Source organism: Streptomyces sp. P5F9 (assembly GCF_057961495.1).
Genome location: NZ_JBXVPZ010001002.1, coordinates 1 through 823, shown reverse-complemented (window position 1 = coordinate 823; position 823 = coordinate 1). Strand labels below are relative to the sequence as shown.

Below are 823 nucleotides of genomic sequence, written 5' to 3'. Positions count from 1 at the left end.
GGGGAGGGTGACGGAGATCGACAGTGCCCGGCCGTTGCTGGCGGCCCAACTCCGCACCTGGGCAAGGGCCTTGTCGCGTCGGTCGATGCCGGAGGAGTTGGTGAGTGAGGCCGACTCGATGTCGAAGTCGACGTGCGAGAGGTTGAAGGTGGTGATGACGTTCTCGATCTGCGCTGCCGCCGCCTCCGGGCTGGAACAGGAGTCGCCGATCTCGGTGAGCGCGGTGTCGGAGGTGTAGCCGCCGAAGGACACGGAGACGTCGCCGCCCAGGCCGCGGATGCCGTCGATCTGTGACTGGAGGGCGGACTGGCCCGGCACCTGCCACTGACAGCCGGGGCCGTCGACGAACGCGGCGGTGAAGAACCTGGTGCCGTAGTTGTTGGCCACGTCGGTGAGGGAAACGTTTCCCGAGCCCGCGTCGAAGTACGGCGCGAAGACGTGGGCGGGCCAGGCATTCGGGACGGAGGCCGCCGACGCGGGGGCCGCCACGGTGAGACCGGCGGCCGCGAGGGCTCCGGTCAGCAGGGCGGCGGAGAGGAGGGAGCGGGATCTCGATCGGGTGCGCATGCAGCGTCCTCCAAGTGGGGGGTGAACCGTGGGGGTGAATCGATTCAATCCTGGATCGATATTGGTGCAGACCAATTCGCTGTGTGGGCTCAGGGAAGCAGCGTTGACAGGGGCGAGTCAAGGCAAGGGCGGGTCAAGGGACTTGGGGAGCCGGCACGGGTGTCGTGACGGGCACGGATTGGTTGCGGGACGGTGCCACTCCCCCACAACTGCCGTCCACCGGCGGCACCATGGCGTCCCATGGGGGACTTGAGCG

Annotated in this window: 1 protein-coding gene; it reads right to left on the bottom strand. The window is 68.2% G+C overall.

Annotation, left to right across the window (positions count from 1 at the left end):
* Positions 1 to 567: glycoside hydrolase family 18 protein (locus AC31A1_RS52085; RefSeq protein ID WP_489660023.1), on the bottom strand; the 567-nt coding region annotated here is incomplete at its 3' end.
* Positions 568 to 823: the final 256 nt, after the last annotated feature.